General features: G+C 31.3%; 16 protein-coding genes. 4 read left to right on the top strand and 12 right to left on the bottom strand.

Going from position 1 to position 15,360, the window contains the following annotated elements:
• Nucleotides 1-273: 273 nt before the first annotated feature.
• The 12 genes from CD127_RS08910 to CD127_RS08860 all read right to left on the bottom strand — a co-directional run bounded on the left by CD127_RS08910 (nt 274) and on the right by CD127_RS08860 (nt 11,726).
• Entirely contained in the window at nt 274-921 is a 648-nt protein-coding gene (locus CD127_RS08910; protein WP_103298185.1) for a DUF5067 domain-containing protein, read from the bottom strand.
• A gap of 679 nt (nt 922-1,600) precedes the next feature.
• Nucleotides 1,601-2,941: a zinc ribbon domain-containing protein gene (locus CD127_RS08905; RefSeq protein WP_103366450.1), complete on the bottom strand. Its 1,341-nt coding sequence runs from the start codon at nt 2,939-2,941 to the stop codon at nt 1,601-1,603.
• Nucleotides 2,941-4,011 carry a zinc-ribbon domain-containing protein gene (locus CD127_RS08900; protein WP_103366449.1) on the bottom strand — a complete coding sequence of 357 codons (1,071 nt, stop codon included), beginning with the start codon at nt 4,009-4,011 and terminating at the stop codon, nt 2,941-2,943. Before CD127_RS08900 ends, CD127_RS08905 begins: the two co-directional genes overlap by 1 nt.
• Before the next feature lie 286 nt (nt 4,012-4,297).
• Nucleotides 4,298-4,423 carry a hypothetical protein gene (locus CD127_RS12935; protein ID WP_268927806.1) on the bottom strand — a complete coding sequence of 42 codons (126 nt, stop codon included), beginning with the start codon at nt 4,421-4,423 and terminating at the stop codon, nt 4,298-4,300.
• 30 nt (nt 4,424-4,453) lie between these two features.
• Entirely contained in the window at nt 4,454-4,711 is a 258-nt protein-coding gene (locus CD127_RS08895; RefSeq protein ID WP_103366448.1) for a hypothetical protein, read from the bottom strand.
• An 88-nt stretch (nt 4,712-4,799) separates the two neighbouring features.
• On the bottom strand, nt 4,800-5,420 hold the full coding sequence (locus CD127_RS08890) for a metallophosphoesterase (protein WP_103366447.1): 621 nt from the start codon (nt 5,418-5,420) through the stop codon (nt 4,800-4,802).
• 15 nt (nt 5,421-5,435) lie between these two features.
• Nucleotides 5,436-7,088, bottom strand: coding sequence for an ABC transporter permease (locus CD127_RS08885; RefSeq protein WP_103366446.1), 1,653 nt, complete (start codon nt 7,086-7,088; stop codon nt 5,436-5,438).
• Between the two features lies 1 nt (nt 7,089).
• Nucleotides 7,090-8,121: an ABC transporter substrate-binding protein gene (locus tag CD127_RS08880; RefSeq protein ID WP_103366445.1), complete on the bottom strand. Its 1,032-nt coding sequence runs from the start codon at nt 8,119-8,121 to the stop codon at nt 7,090-7,092.
• Entirely contained in the window at nt 8,105-9,169 is a 1,065-nt protein-coding gene (locus CD127_RS08875) for an ABC transporter ATP-binding protein (protein WP_103366444.1), read from the bottom strand. The genes CD127_RS08880 and CD127_RS08875 overlap by 17 nt, the downstream gene beginning before the upstream one ends.
• Nucleotides 9,170-9,392: 223 nt before the next feature.
• A complete protein-coding gene (locus CD127_RS08870; RefSeq protein ID WP_103366443.1) occupies nt 9,393-10,622 on the bottom strand; it encodes an ArgE/DapE family deacylase in 1,230 nt (409 codons plus the stop codon).
• A gap of 194 nt (nt 10,623-10,816) precedes the next feature.
• On the bottom strand, nt 10,817-11,389 hold the full coding sequence (gene lepB / locus CD127_RS08865) for a signal peptidase I (protein ID WP_103297303.1): 573 nt from the start codon (nt 11,387-11,389) through the stop codon (nt 10,817-10,819).
• A 100-nt stretch (nt 11,390-11,489) separates the two neighbouring features.
• Nucleotides 11,490-11,726, bottom strand: a complete 237-nt coding sequence (locus CD127_RS08860; RefSeq protein WP_103366442.1) for a hypothetical protein — start codon at nt 11,724-11,726, stop codon at nt 11,490-11,492.
• Nucleotides 11,727-11,958: 232 nt separating this feature from the next.
• Between CD127_RS08860 and CD127_RS08855 the strand changes: the two genes are divergently transcribed.
• Genes CD127_RS08855 through CD127_RS08840 form a run of 4 tightly spaced genes read left to right on the top strand, consistent with a single transcriptional unit; the run spans nt 11,959 to nt 15,264 of the window.
• Complete coding sequence (locus CD127_RS08855) at nt 11,959-12,360, top strand: YxeA family protein (protein ID WP_103366441.1); 402 nt, start codon at nt 11,959-11,961, stop codon at nt 12,358-12,360.
• Between the two features lie 25 nt (nt 12,361-12,385).
• Nucleotides 12,386-13,144, top strand: coding sequence for an ABC transporter ATP-binding protein (locus CD127_RS08850; protein WP_103366440.1), 759 nt, complete (start codon nt 12,386-12,388; stop codon nt 13,142-13,144).
• The gene (locus tag CD127_RS08845) at nt 13,134-15,017 is read left to right on the top strand and encodes an FtsX-like permease family protein (protein WP_103366439.1); all 1,884 of its coding nucleotides are present in this window, start codon (nt 13,134-13,136) and stop codon (nt 15,015-15,017) included. Before CD127_RS08850 ends, CD127_RS08845 begins: the two co-directional genes overlap by 11 nt.
• Before the next feature lie 55 nt (nt 15,018-15,072).
• On the top strand, nt 15,073-15,264 hold the full coding sequence (locus tag CD127_RS08840; protein ID WP_103366438.1) for a VraH family peptide resistance protein: 192 nt from the start codon (nt 15,073-15,075) through the stop codon (nt 15,262-15,264).
• The last annotated feature ends 96 nt before the right edge of the window (nt 15,265-15,360 follow it).

Below are 15,360 nucleotides of genomic sequence, written 5' to 3'. Positions count from 1 at the left end.
AAGTAAATGATTAACTGTGTTATTACGCATATAATAAAAATTAAAAAAAGATGATAAGAACCGGTAAACTTATCATTTTCAATGGCTATATATTACTGTTCAATACAAATAGGGCTAGGAGAAAATTCTTTTCAAATTCTTCCTAGCCCTGCAATGATGAATAGAACTCAGAAAAGCTTAATTAAATACCTTCCCAGTTCAGTCAGTTACTGTACATTTGCAATGTAGCTTTATAATATTATTTTTGCCAAAGACTCGTTAAATGAGCGAATGTTATTTAAGTTCGATAACTTTTTTAGCTAGATGATCATTGCTATAGTCGTCTGGATCTTTAACTTGGATAGTTACAGGTGTTTTAGTATCTTTTAATTTAAAGAATTTAACAGCTTTAACTGTACCACCTTTATTGATTTCATCAGTGTCGTTTTCACCATATTTTCTATCTAATTCACTGTCATAACCGTCCCCAGTTTTTAATTCTCTTTTGACGTTTTTAGAATCTTGATATGCTTTGAAACTACTGAAGAATGCACTGTTTGCAGTTAATTCTTTTCTGTCATCTTTATTTTTTACGCTATAAACAATTGCAAGGTTAGGATTTTCATCTGTCGCATATTTGCTAGCTTCGACGATTTCTGTTTTTTCAATTTTAATATCAAAGTTTTTACTTGTTAAAGTATCATTTTCAAATTTTGAGTCAGATTTTTTCTTGTCATCAGAAGATGAATCTACTTTTACAGAATCTGTGTCACTAGATTCTTCACTATCTGAAGACGAATTGTCGCTAGAATCTTTCTTTGTGCTTTCTGAAGAATTTTTTGATGAATCACTATCTGATGACTTATCAGATGAGTTACCACCAAAACTACATGCACCTAGTACCAATGTTGCTGCAAATAAAAATGCTAAAAGCTTTTTCATTAGTATAGCCTCCCGAGTATTTTTTAAAATATTATGTAAAACGTAAAAATAGTTAATTTTATTAAAGTACAAAATAATTAACTATTTCGATTTATAGTATATCATTTAATAATTTTAAAGTAATATTTTTATCAAAATTTAAATATTTTTTGCATGGGATGTACAACGAATAAATTATATCGTAGGGGCTTTGTATAAATATTATTGATGAATTATAAGGGGAGGTACTATTAATCAACAAACTAATGAAAGCGGATTGTGAGAATTAACAGAAAGTAAAAGGATGAATTTGTATTATTGTAAGTTTACTAGATTTATTCTTACAAATTATGAATTTAAATATAGATAGAAGAAAACGGCTATCACCTAACTCAACCAAATATTAAGGTTGCTATTAACTTCCAATTGATATTAATGGTCTTAATATTTTATTTGAAATCAAATTCTATTCTACGTCATTGATTGTTTGAAATATTAATAAAAACCGCTACTAAAGAGGATATGGAAACCCGTCACCTCGAGTGAATTGCTACAACGCCGACTGATTATCTTATTTTCTCATATAATTCACTTTAAATTTCAATATATTAAATCTTCTAAAAAATAAAAAAGTGGAATAGCTATCTATTTTATAGATTTGCTTTTCCACTTCTAAATTATATTTAATTAGTTATATATTCTAATATCCTGAACCAACTTTATCGCCATGTTCATCATATTCTGTTACATAACCGTCGTCTCTATCTACAGTGTATGAGCCTGCTAACTCACCATCTTTATCTGTAAATGAGAATCCCCATTTACCATCGTCTGTTATTTCAGGTTCTTTATAGGTATACGTATCAGTATCTAATGTGTGACCTTCATAAGATTCTACTTTATCAATAACATTATCACGCGTTACTTCTTCTGAACTAGAGTCGTTATCTTCATCTTCTTCAGATGCTTTATCTTTTTCATCAATATAGTTATCAATTTCATCTTCATCGAATGATAAATCAACTGTCGTTACGTCATTGTCTTCATCAGTAGGATTTGTCACATTAACAGAATTAGATCTAAATGATTTACCTTCATAAGTTCCTTGTGCATATACAGTTACTTGTTCATCTGGATCATAAGGACCATATGTATCATATGATGATTCATCTCCAATTTCTTTATCATTGGCATAAACTTTCACATTATCTAACATAGAGTCTCCGTCAATATTAACAGTGAAACGTTTTTGTTTAAATGATTCATATGCAGTAGAAGCATCTTTGCCCATATCAATCATGAGCGCACCTTTAAATTTTTTACCATCCATTTCTTTGGTAGCTTTCAAATTATAATTACCAATTGGAAATGTGCCCAGTGTTTTACTTCTATCTTGCTCGACCTCAGTATTGTGTTTTTCACCGTTTAATTCATAAGTTATTTTTCCACTATCACTTGGATAGATACTTACTGAATGTTGAGGTACATTGAATTGATAGTTATCGAAGAACAGGTACTTCTTACCATCTTTTTTGATGTTAAGTACATTGTTGCCGTTAGCATCGACCGGTACGTCATTATAATGATAATGTTTTAAATCCTTCGCTTTTTGTTCTACTTTGTTACCTACATTGTCTAAATTATCTTCAGATTTAATATAATCTAAATAAGCACGTGCTTCTTCTTCACTCAACTGATTTCCTTCTTCTGTTGTTAACTTGTTAGACAATGACTTTGCATCATCTTTTTTTATTGACTGTGCTATAGTTGATGCTTGTTTTTCAGGTGAAAATTGGCTTTTTAGAATTGAAAATAAAACTATTAAAGCAATAAGAACTACGGCAATGATTGCTAAAATAATCCATGTTTTTTTATTATTGTTATATTGTTGAGACCCTTTTTGATGGTGTTGATGTGGCGAGTGTTGCGTTGAATGAGTCTGTGATGAATGTTGCTTAGCTCCACGAACTGGTTCTCCACAATTAGTACAAACTTTTACACCTTCACGTAGTGGTTGACCACAGTTACTACAATACTTCATTAATACATTGAGCCTCCCCCATCAAATATGTCTCCTAATCTTTCTAATAAGTTTCTAAATAATTGGTTAAATAATGACTCTCCAAAAATGCTAGTAAATAAGAAGATAATGATTAAAAATAAAATAATTCCGTAAAAACTAGAAAATTTAGTATCATACTGAGCACTATACTTAGCAATCATATAAACGCCTGATATCACAAATAAAAATAGAGATAGCATAAAGACGCCAGTACCAAAGCTATATGAATTTACCATGAATAAAATAAATACAACGACGAAAAGTGCTACAGTCACACTGTTAATAAGCACATAATCTGATAGTACTTTTCTAAATGAAATAGGTTGTTTGACCACTAAACGAGTAATTGCGTAAGTAGCCCCTACAATGACTGCTAAAAATAGAATAATACCAAGTACAAGAGATGAAACAAAGCTTCCTTTAGATGTTCCTAATTGATAGATTTCATCTGGAATAATCGTACCGAGCAAGATAGCTACCACTAAAAAGCCAATAACTAAAAGTGATAATAATAATTTAAAACTAAAGGCATGATTACTTTTAATTATTTGGTCTGGTGCAACAAAGGCACTTTTAAAGAAACCTTTACTTTCTTCTGTAACTTCTTTAGCATGTTCACTCAATTGATTTTGTTGTTGATTTGATTGATGATGCGCAGGTTGTTGTTGATGGCTGTCATTCTGATATGTAGAAGATGTTTGTGTGTGAGATTGTTGTTGATGTTTTGAATTACTTGGTTGATTAGCCTGCGGAGTCTTTTGTTGATTATCATGTTGTGGGGATTTTTCAAGAGAAGCTGAATGATTATCTTGTTCAGAATGTAAATTACCTTTTCTTGAATATATTTCTTTAGATGACATTTGTGATGGCGCATGATTAGCGTCTGAATGTGATTCATTGGTTGTCTTAGACGTAGAATTTGAAGTTGCATTAGAAATGTCTTCTTTGGCAGAGTTTACGGTTTGAGATTGTCTGTCAATTTTATGTCCGCATTCTCCGCAAAATAAGTCATTAGACTCAACCGGATTTCCACAATTTGGACAATGCATAATGTTACCTCCCAATATTAAATTTCATAATCTTTAAAAATTATATCATTTTATTTGTATTGCTTTCTACAAAAAATTAAAATATTTTATTAATAAACTTTATAGGTAGTTTTATGTTTATTAAAAATAAATTTAAATAGTTTTAATGGTCGATAATTCATTTAATAAATAAAAGAGTATCCCTACGAAAATGAGGGATACTCTCTTATTTATGTATCAATGGTACGTCTACAGTACTTGCTATTATTTTTATAATAAAGAAAAGCAAAGAGAAATAAACTGTGTGCTAACTGATGTTTTTGATGACACGTACAAAAAAGTAAATCATTCCTACCACAAGTCTACCAATAACTTCTGTAATAATTTCAAATCCCATTTCACGAAAGAAACCTCTACGTTTTTCTTTTTTCAATAATAGCACCTACCTTTGACAGTTTAATAATTACATGACTACTTTAATAATTATTATTAGAACAAAGATAAATATATCTATATATACAATGAAATAGTTTTTCTTATAAATATTGGGAATAATATTAAGTAAAAAACCTGCCATAAATAACACAGGCACAATATTTTTCATTACATTAAGAAAAGGAATAAGAATTAAACTTATCAAACCTAAGAAAATAAATAAATTTGAAATATAATTAAGCGTTTTACACCAAACTGGCTCTTCATTTATCTTCTTATTGCCCATTTATTTAAACTCCTTCTTAAATATTAACTATCGCCACATTACATTTATATTATACAGGCTTATGATCTCGCCCCCAAATCAAGTTTTCTTATAACTTTTCATTCAATTTTTTAATAACTACTTCTTTATTTTCATCTAAGACATCAATTGAATATTTTATTTCATTTGTTAAATCTACTAATGTTAAATATTTATCATGGCCTGCGCCAGTGTCTATGCCTATGATTTTATTTTCAAAATGAATTTCGTCATCCTCATAGCCAAGCCTAAAATTCGGTACATGACCATGAACTAAAACTTTATTTTCAGGTAAATTTAAATTTAATTCTTTAGGTTGATGTCCAGTCACAATACTGCGATCTTGATGTTGTAAATCATTGTTAGTATCAATGCCTGCATGCGCGAAAATATAATTATCTAGTGTTTTAATATATGGCAATTCTTCAATAAAACGGCGCCACTCTAAAGCCCACTCCTCATCACTTTCCAACCATCTCATTTCATGATTACCAATTAACACAACGGCCCCTTCTTCTTGTAATTGCTTAACTAATTTTAAAGTGCCTATTGAGTTAGGACCTTTATTAACATAATCACCAACTAATATAAGTTGATCATTTTTTGAGTTATAATTCGCGGACTCTAGCAATTGTGATAAGGAGTCTACGTGGCCGTGAATATCAGAAATAGCTAAAATTCTGTTTTCCAACAACATTGTACCTCCTTATTTAATTTGTTTTCTCTTTCTTTGATATATTTCAAGCATCATTAAAATAATAGAAGTTAATCCTATAGATAACAGCGCCATGGCCATACCTTGTGCAGAATCACCTTGTTCAAATTGACGATAAATGAATGTAGAAGACGTATCTGTATTAGGTGGTCTCAACATTAAGGAAGCAACAAGCTCTCTCATCGAAATACAAAATATTAGAATCCAGCCTGAAAGAATACCAGGAGTTAATAATGGTAAGGTAATGGTTCTAAACAACGTCCATCCCTTACTCCCAGATATTTGTGCAGCTTCAATCAAATTTTTACTGATTTGTTGATTTACTGTTTTAATATTTTGAACTGCATATGGTATATAAAGCACGGTATAAGCTACAGCTAAGATGGCGATAGTATTGTATATAGGTAAGACATTGTATTTATTATTCCAAAAAAGAATTAGACCTATCACTACAATAATTCCTAGTACAGTATTAGGTAATAAACTTGTAAAATCTATAAATCGACCTAAAGTATTTCCTTTTTCTGTAATCAGTACCACCCATAATCCAATTAAACTAGCTAATGTAGCTGATATTACTGCCAATAAAAAGCTATTAAACAGTGCGATACTTCCATTGCCTGATAAAACATCGATAAAATGTTGAATGGTAAAATTATTTAAATGAAATCCTTGCGACATCTTTTTCATAAATGCATTAGCAAAGATGCTTGCATAAGGTAAAACAATCGTTATAATCAATTCACAAATCACATATGCGTAACATAATATATTCCATTTACTATTTTGATAAATTTTAATTTTTCTGCCCTTGCCAGCACTAGAATTGATATTTGTTTTAGACTGAAACCATTGTTGAAAGGCCCACACTGACATACTGACAGCTAATAATAATGTTGATAATAACGCTGCTCTTTGAAAATCAATTGGCCATATTGAGGCGCTATGATGAATTTCAGAAGTGAGTACTTTAAATCCTATGCGATTGCCCATTGTAACTGGTGTGCCAAATTCTCCTATTGTTTTCACAAATATTAATAGGGCGCCCATGCTATAACCCGAGATGAATAATGGCGCGATAATTTTTTTAAAGCGATAAAAAAATGTTCCACCGTAAATTTCAGCCGCTTCTTCTTGAGACTGATGAATATTCATAAGCGCATTTTTCAAAATAATATATAAAAATGGCGTCAAGTGACAGCTCATAATGAGTACCATTCCAAAAAAACTGAAAAAATAAGGCGTAATATGAGAGAAAATAGGGCTAATTTGTTCCAGTAACCCATTTCGTGGCATCGTAAGCATCCATCCCATTGATCCAATATAGGGAGGCGTCATAAATGGAATCATAATTAATAAGTCTAGCCATTGGTGTCTTGCTAATGTCGTTTTAGTCATAATATAGCTCAAAGGAAGTGCAATGAGCGTACATAAAATGACCACCGAAATACCTAGAAAAATGGAATTCAATAATATCTTCAAATGGTACGGTTGTCCCAGTTGTTTAAGGTGATCAAAAAATGTTTGACCACCTTCTGGAACAAAGCCTTTCAACAGTATTAGACATAAAGGCATGATGATTAACAGAAATAATATAATAAATGCTAAAATCTGGTTAAATCTATTTATTAATTTGCTATTCATTCTATCTCATCAATTCCGTAAATTGTTTTAATACTTTTTCACTTTTATCGCTTAAATTATTCCAATCATATTTAAATTCTTTAATATCTGCACGTTTTGCTTTACCTTTTTTCTTTTCTGCTGATTTATCTGCTGGAATTAAATAATGATCGTCTACTTGTTTTTGTCCTTTTGAACCTGTTACATAATCCATATATTGTTTTGCTAATTCTTTATGAGATGAAGATTTTAAAATAAATGCAGGTCTTGGAGATATAGCTGTACCTGATTTAGGATAAGCAATATCAACTGGTTCTCCTTTAGCTTTAGCTGCATAAACCATATAATCTACCCCACCATATACAACGTCGTTTTCACCTTTAATCACTGATTCTAATGCAGGTTTATTAGCCCCTGCTAATTTCATTCCATTGTTTTTTAACGCTTTGTATTCATCCCATGCTTTATTTCCTTCATTATTTACTTTAATAGATAATAAATCCAAAGCTGTACCAGATTCAGATGGGTCAGGTATTGCAATTTTGTCTTTAAATTGAGACTTAGTTAAATCGTTATCATCTTTAGGAGGATTTTTAACATTTTTAGTATTATAAGACATACCTAAAGCACTACCGCTAAATCCATAATAATAACCGTCTTTATCAATCCAGTCTTTATATAACTTGTTGTGGTTTTTAACTTTATATGGTTCAATTAAACCTTTCTTTTTGTAATCTAATGCTGCAGGTAAAGAAGCAAGCTGTACTACATCAGCTTTTGGGTTATCTTTTTCAGCTTCTAGACGTCCTAACACCTCACCTGTTGTGCCCTGGAAAACTTCAACTTTTTTCCCTGATTCTTTTTCGAACTCTTTGACCATATCTTTAACTAAATTGTCGGGTCCAGCTGCATATAAAACAAGTTTATCTTTACCTTTACTAGAGGCCTTTGATTTATCATGGCTACTATCATTATTTTCAGGTTTATTTTGACAAGCGGCTAGAACGACAACTAATGCAAGTAGTAAAAACAGATATTTAGTAAAGTGCTTCATCTTTATTCTCCTCCGAATTTGAATAAATAAAATAATTTTCTGGAATATTAAACTCTAAATTAACTTGTGTATCTTTTGCATAAGATTTAATATCGTAAAACGTAACTTTTGTATTATTTATACGGGCTAAATATTGATAACGTTCCCCTGTAAATTGAACGTTTTCTATTGTAGCTTGTAGCGATTTTTCATTTTCTGAAATACAAACATTTTCTGGACGTATAAGTGCGCCACATTTGCCACTTTTAAGTGAATTAGGAACCTCAAATTTAAAATCATCCATTGTTTTGAAATATTGATTATCTATCATTCCTTCAATGTATGTACCTTTTCCAATAAAAGTAGCGATTTTTTTAGATTTTGGATGATAATATAGATTTTCTGGTGAACCTTTTTGAATAATTTGACCTTGAGATAGTACGATAATTTCATCAGACATCGTCATGGCTTCATTTTGATCATGGGTCACAAATATAGCTGTCATGTCGTTTTCTTTAACTAATCGTTTTATGAGTATTTGCATATCTTCTCTTAAAGTTGCATCAAGAGCAGAAAGAGGTTCATCCATTAAGATTAATTTCGACTGCGAGATAATCGCACGTGCTAATGAGACACGTTGTTGTTGTCCACCAGATAACTGATGAATCGCTTTATTCCAGTGTTCTTCTAGATGAACTTCTTTTAATGCCTCCATGACGCGATTTTTTAAATTCTTAGTATCTTTCTTTACTTTTAAAGGATAGGCTACATTTTGAAATACGGACATATGAGGCCATAAAGCAAAATCTTGAAATACCATTCCTAAATCTCGATTTGCTGGAGAAATGAAACGTTTATTTTCTGTAGAATAATATGTATTCTCGTCATGTATAATTTTTCCGAAGTCAGGTTTTTCCAATCCTGCTATGAGTCGTAATAACGTCGTTTTTCCACATCCCGATTCTCCTAATAAAGAAACGAACTTCCCATTTTCAATTGTCAAACTCACATCTTTAATTACATTTTTTGTATCAAACGATTTTTTAATGTTTACTAACTCTAATGCCATCTTTTCACCTCTTTTCACTATTTACTATAAAAAAAGGTTGTTTATATTAATTGAATATATTATTAACGTATATCAAAAAAATTTATAAAAAACTGAAGATTAAATAGATTTAATCTATAAAATGGTTTATAAAAAAGAAAAAAACTGTTTAATTCTCCTCTCGAATTAAACAGTTTTTCTCTCAACATAGTTATATGTACTTTATTAAATTATAAATATTAGCCTATTCTTCTTTTTCTTCTAAGTATTTCACGAAGGCGTCTTTATAAATATCGATATAATTTAAATACATATCTTTTTCGATATATTCATCAATTTGGTGTGCTACTAATGATTTACCTGGACCGAAGACAGCTAAATCTACGTTATTTTCATTGTCTCCCAAGAAACTAGACGCATCTGTTGTACCAATTAAAGCACTAACAACGATTTCGTCTTTATTCACATAATTAGCAGCTGTTTCGTTAATAGCTTTGATTAACTCATTGTCTTCATCACTCACTACTGGATCAAGACTACTTGCTATTTCCAGTTTCAAATGATCTTCGTCTACTTCTTTAATCACTTTTTCAAATAATTCTTTAATAAAATCATTATCATATTCAGGTACAGTTCTTACATTATATTCAATTGAAGCTACTTCTGGCACAGAGTTAAACTGTTTACCACCTTGAATGATTGAGCCAATCATAGTAAGACCAGACGCGAAATCTTTTTCTTCTTTACTAATTGAATCGCCAGCAAATTTATCAATCATAGGCGCAATGTTAAGTTCATGTTCATTATCGTTCTTTTTAATTTCTTTATATTCTGCTTTTAATTTTTCCATAAATTCGATTAATAACTCGATAGCATTTTCACCTAAGAACGGCATAGAACTATGTGCAGCTTTACCTTTAGCTACGACTCTACAGCCCATTGAACCTTTGTGAGCATAGAACAATGCATTATCCGTTGGCTCTCCGATAATTAAGCCATCAACGTCATCTAAGTAACCTTTTTCAGCAAAGTATCCAGCACCATGTTGTTCTTTCTCTTCATTAGTAGTGGCTAATAGACGAATTGTACCATTTGGCAACTTATCTTCTTCTTTTAACTCGATAAGCGCGATAACCATGGCCATAAGTCCGCCTTTCATATCAGTAGTACCTCGGCCATATAATTTGCCATCTTCTTCAGTTAATTCGAAAGGATCATGTGACCATTCATCTTTTTCTCCGATATCCACGACATCCATGTGACCGCTGATTGCTAATACTGGTGAACCGCTTCCAATTTCAGCCACTAAGTTTGCTCTTTTGCCTTCAATTTCTAATATTTCAGATTCAATATCATGTTTTTCTAATAAATCTTTTAAGTATTCACAAACTTCGATTTCGTTATCATTTACTGTATCCATTTCAACAATATCAGCTAATAATTGAATTTTTTCATCTTCACTAAATGTAGACAATCTGTTCACAACCTTTAAATTATTATTAATATTATCTATACATAATTTCACTTTTTTAAACATTAAATTTTAATATCTCACAACTTAATTTATTAATTTTTGAAAATAAATACCTATAACCCCCCCTTCATAATAGTTTCTAATAAAAAAGTTGCTACACACGTATTAACGTATTTAGCAACTTTTTCTATTTTTTAAAATGTGCCTGGATTAAAACTTGCTTTCCATTCATTGAATGGCCAGTATCTTAATACAACTTTACCTACAAGTTGTTTTTTATCGATTAAACCAACTTCTGGGAAACGACTATCTACGCTGTTTTGTCTGTTATCTCCTAAAACTAAATATTTGTCTTTAGGAATTTTAGTTTCTCCGTTAGCGCCTTCAAGTTGGCTAGATTTGAATGTACCTGTTAAGTATTCACCTTGTTTATGCTTTTTGTTGTAATCTAAATAAGGTTCAGATACTTTTTTATCATTTACGTATAATTGATCTTTTTTATATTCTACTTTATCGCCAGGTGTACCGATGACACGTTTGATAAAGTCACGTTGTGCGTCTTCATGAAAGACCACGACATCTCCGTTATCAATATGATTTAAAGATTTTGAAATTTTACTTACGATTACTTTATTTCTATCTTGGAAAGTAGGATACATTGAAGATCCTGACACTGTATAAGAAACAGCGATAAATTTCCATACAAACCACACAACTAATAGGGCTACTCCAATGGCTATAACCCATTCCATTATTTCTTTTTTCAATTTAACCCCGCCTATCATCTTTTATAAACATAATTTACTTTATCACACTTACATTTCAAAGTCGTTGCAATCATTTTTAAATATTATAACGTTAATTTTTTTATTTTTCTTTTGAAAAGTATGTATTCTTTAAGTTATGTCCTACGATTAGATTAATGATTAGCCATACAACCTGACATAGTATTGGAGTGAAAAATAAACCTAAAACTATGCATATTAATCCATAAACTTCATCAAGCGTCTTTATACCTGAAAACATAGCCATAGAGACAAATCCAACTAAACATAATAACCAAAACACATTAACAATCCACCATAATACCCATGAAATCCTCATATAAAAGTTTCTCCTCACCATTACGTTGGTAATCTCATCGTAACAAACCTCTCTCATGATTCCTATGCAAGATGTCACATTTAAGAGTGCCTTCCTACTTATTTTTTCAAAAAAATAGCGTAACCTTTCATATTCGTAAGAAACGAGCCCTTCTTTGTAAGGTTAGATAAAGGCAACAGTCCCCGCATGCTCCTACAATTATAAATGTAATAGAAACAAGGAGTGATAAATAGTGAAAACGTTAAGAAACTTTTTAATTACTGTTGTCATTATTGCCGTACTTATAGTGGGTGGTTTGTTCGGCTTAAACGCTTATTCTAATAAGCACCCGAATAATCAAGCAGTGAATGATTGGAACAAATTAAATCCAATGGCCCCTACTTATGAGTATTATGTAAAAACTCAAAAGCCATCTAAAGTTGAAGTCATCGATAAAGAGAAAGATTTCCGTATTTATTACTACGACCAAGAAGGTTATGAAAAAGATGGTCAAGCTAAAAAAATTGAATATACAGCAACTAAAAAATTAAAACCTAATCATTATCTACTAGTAAAAGAAAAATCTCATGTTATTCAGTCATATGAAGAAGTGAAGAAATCAGATATTCCAGATAAAGCAAAACAAAAATTATAAATAATATTAAGGAGTGTAAGTCATTATGCCAATTTTAAGTGTGAATCATCTATCAAAAGTATATGGAAGTAAACAGAAATATAAAGCATTAAATGATATCAATTTTTCAGTGGAAGAAGGAGAATTTGTCGCAATTATGGGGCCGTCTGGATCAGGTAAGACTACCCTGCTCAATGTAATTAGTTCTATTGATAATATTTCAGGTGGCACAGTGGAAGTCAGTGGCAATGAAATTAATAAAATGTCAGATAAAAAGTTAGCGCAATTTCGAAAAAAAGAACTAGGCTTCATCTTCCAAGACTATAGCGTACTTCCTACATTAACGGTAAAAGAGAACATTATGTTACCTCTATCCGTTCAAAAAATAAATAAAGATGAAATGGAAAAAAATTATGCAGAAATTACAAAAGCGTTAGGCATCTATGATTTAAGTAATAAGTATCCTAGTGAGATTTCTGGTGGACAACAACAACGTACAGCAGCAGCGCGTGCTTTCGTGCATAAGCCTTCAATTATCTTTGCAGATGAACCTACCGGTGCATTAGATTCAAAAAGCGCACAAGATTTATTAAATCGTCTTGAAGAAATGAATAAACAATTTAACAGTACGATTATCATGGTTACACATGATCCATCGGCAGCCAGTTTCTCTGAACGTGTCATTATGTTAAAAGACGGTCATATTCATTCAGAAATTCATCAACAGAATAAAACAAAACGTGATTTTTACGATGAAATTATTAAATTACAGTCAGCCTTAGGTGGTGTCGCAAATGACGTTTAATCAAATTACCCTTAAAAATTTAAAAAGTAATATTAAAAACTATGCTTTATATCTATTCTCGTTAATTTTAAGTATTATTTTATATTTTAGTTTTGTAACTTTGCAGTATACCCATAGCATTAATAACGGTAGCTCCTCTAAAATTATTCAAAATGGCGCTAAAGTAGGTGCTGTATTTTTATTCATTATCATTATTATTTTCTTAATGTACGCGAACCATTTGTTTATTAAACGTCGTACACGTGAATTTGCGTTATTCCAATTGATTGGATTAACACGAGGCAATATTTTACGCATGTTAGCTGTTGAACAACTGACTTTCTTTATAGTCACTGGTTTTTTAGGAATTCTTATTGGTGTGGTAGGCTCGGAAATTTTACTGAGTATATTAGTGAAGATGATGCACTTGTCAGTACACGTGTCAATTGGATTCGAGTTACCTGCTTTGTTTCAAACGATCTTCATGTTAGTTCTAGCGTTTGTGTTGATAATGTTGCAGAACTTCCTTTTCCTAAAAAAACGAACAATCTTATCAATGATGAAGGATAGTACGAAGACGGAGGCGACTAAGGCGAAGATTACGGTGCCAGAGCTTATTGCGGGTGTGTTAGGTATCGTGATGATGGTGCTAGGTTATTACATTTCTACTGAGATGTTTGGCAAGTTCCAGGCGTTAACAATGACGCTTGCTTCACCGTTTATCATTTTATTCTTAACTGTCGCGGGTGCATATTTATTCTTTAGAAGTTCGGTATCTGTCATTTTTAAATCTCTGAAAAAGTCTAAACATGGGCGTGTTTCGATTACAGATGTTGTGTTTACGTCATCAATTATGCACCGAATGAAGAAAAATGCGATGTCATTAACGATTATTGCTACTATTTCTGCTGTGACGGTATCGGTGTTGTGTTTCGGCGCAATTAGTAAAGCCAATACTGACTTTAATATCCAAGCTTCAACGCCTCAAGATATTAATTTTTCAAAAGAACAATCTGCACAGAAATATGAAAAAGTTTTAGCACAAAATAATATTAAGTATGAGGAAAAAGTTTACGAAAATTCGAATACTGGAATTGCAAAAAATGATGTTATAAAAAGCAAAACTGGCGATTTAATGCAAAATGCTAATGTAGCAGTTATGGCAGATAAAAATATTAAAGGAAATCATGCGACGATCACCAACTTACAAGGGCCTTTACAAGGTATGGTAGATATTCATACAGATAAGGATATTACGCTAAAAGGCAAGAAAGAAGTCACTTTCCATGTAGATAAACGTAACGATAGTGAAGTGATTCCGATGAATGCATCTATGGGTGGACCAGTGCTTAAAGTGAGTCCTAGTAATTATGATGCGTTGAAAACAAAAGATAAAATTACACATCACTATGGCTTTAATATCACAAATCATCATGACTTATCAAAAGCTGAAAAATTGGCTAAAAAAGTGAGTCAGGGTGTCGAATTAAAAAGTGAATCGAAAAAAATGATTGATGAGAGCACAGGGATCTTGATATTTGTATCTTCATTCCTAGGATTGGCATTCTTAATTGCAGCAGGTTGTATCTTTTACATCAAACAAATGGATGAAACTGAAGATGAAATTAATAATTATCGCATCTTAAGACGTATCGGTTTTACACATACTGACATGATGAAAGGGTTAGCATTAAAGATTCTGTTTAACTTTGGTTTACCATTAATTGTTGCCCTATTACATGCATTATTTGCAGCAATGGCCTTTATGAAACTGCTAGGAGAATTTGCACCGACTGCCATTACTGTTGTCATGGTCGTTTATTCACTGGTATATCTCATCTTTGCGATGATTTCATTCATCCATTCCAATCGTATCATTAAGCATTCGATTTAAGCTTTTTTGAAAAATAAATTCAGCAAGAATAATTAAAATGTGGGAGGACATTATTATGAAAATTAAAGAATTAATTCAACAATCTTATGAAGATTTATTAAGTTTGCAAGTGAACTGGTACAATGGATTACTTTTATTCTTAATCGTCTTTTTATTGAGTAGCATTATAACGCCAATTATCGGCGTACCTGTAGGCTTACTTGGTGGTGGCTATTTCTTAAAACGCCAAGAAGAGAAAAATCAATAAATATTCCACTACTCGCAAGCACCTTTGAGGTAAGATATTTTCTCCTTGAAGGTGCTTTTTAATGCAGATTTTTATAATTTTAGTTATATAATATGC

It is taken from the genome of Staphylococcus petrasii (genome assembly GCF_002902565.1).
Classification (GTDB): Bacteria; Bacillota; Bacilli; order Staphylococcales; family Staphylococcaceae; genus Staphylococcus; species Staphylococcus petrasii.
This window is presented reverse-complemented; position numbering and strand designations above follow the sequence as displayed.